Source organism: Olleya sediminilitoris, from assembly GCF_016785945.1.
In the GTDB taxonomy this organism is placed as follows: domain Bacteria; phylum Bacteroidota; class Bacteroidia; order Flavobacteriales; family Flavobacteriaceae; genus Olleya; species Olleya sediminilitoris.
This window is the reverse complement of sequence record NZ_JAEMEF010000028.1, coordinates 1-1358: the sequence shown is the minus strand read 5'-3', so window position 1 is coordinate 1358 and position 1358 is coordinate 1. Positions and strand designations below refer to the sequence as shown.

The 1358-nt window shown below is 28.5% G+C and carries 1 pseudogene; it reads left to right on the top strand.

Going from position 1 to position 1358, the window contains the following annotated elements:
* Positions 1-240: 240 nt before the first annotated feature.
* A pseudogene (locus JAO71_RS15690) lies at positions 241-708 on the top strand (putative porin); the annotation flags it as partial.
* Positions 709-1358: the final 650 nt, after the last annotated feature.

Sequence of the window (1358 nt, the reverse complement as noted above, 5' to 3'; positions counted from 1 at the left end):
CCAAAGTGTGTTAATCTATTTATTAAGAATAAGAGTTTAATACACGAGGTCATATCCATTTAATTTAGGTCATAATGTGACAAGTTTACTAGTATTAAAACCAAAGACTATTACTGTAGAATAAAATTAATTTAATAAATAGTTGTGTTAATTAATTCAAATTTGTGACAGCAATAGATACTAAATTTGAAAATTAGATGTTTTATTATAGTCTTTGAATAAGATGAAACTGTTAATCCCTTTCAAAACACAGATCAGATAACCTACCTAAAAGCTAAATTAGAAAAAGAAGTTAAATACAAAAACTTTGCATTAGACAATACCATACTATATCAAAACGTACAAGACGATTCAAATACATTAAATGTACCACAAATAGTAACTAGAAATACGCTTTATTACTCAAACCATGTATTCAAAAAAGCCATGTATTTGCAAACAGGGGTAATCTTTAATTACTTCTCATCATATAATATGGACGGCTACGATCCATTGTTATCCGAGTTTTACACCCAAAATGATCAAGAGTTAGGAGGATTCTCTAGGTTAGACTTCTTTGTAAACGCAAAAATCCGTCAAACAAGAATTTTTCTAAAAGCCGAACATTTCAATGCGCTTTTCACCGACCCTAATTATTATTCGGCACCCAACCAACCATTTCGAGATTTCAAGATTAGGTTTGGATTAGTTTGGAACTTCTTTTTATAGTTTAATTATGGCGTTCCCCAAGGGTCGGGCTATCACTACTCGCTTTTTTTATTAAAGTAGATGGCAACATTAAAAGGTCTATATTTCATATTAAAAGTATAATTCTTTATAATAAAGGCTAGAATAAAAAAAAGAGCTCAAACAGACCGTTCTATCCCTAACGCGTTGACAATCAGAAAACATGATTTTAAAGTAGCCAAACACTGACATATCATCCAAGGATAATATTAAAAAAACACAATAAAATTCAAGTATATAAACAGCTGATTACAAGCTGTTAAAAAGCAATATTAAAATTAAATTAAAAAAAGATTAAAATAAGTGTTGGTAGAATGGAAAAGGGTTGTATATTTGCACCCCGAAAACGACGTAACCTTTTTAAAGTTATTAGTTTTAGGAAAACGTTCTAAAAGTAGTTATTGAGAGTTTTAAAATAAAAAAAAATATTTTTTCATTTAAAGCTTGTGGGATTAAAAAAAGCAAATTATATTTGCACCCGCTTAAGGAAATAACATCTTAAGGAATACAGAAAAGTTCATAAACATATTGAATTGACAGCGTAAGAATTAAATTGGAAACGATTTAATTCAAACAAGAGAATAAACCATTTTGAGTATTTTTAAACAACTTTAATTGTTAAGCATATTAGT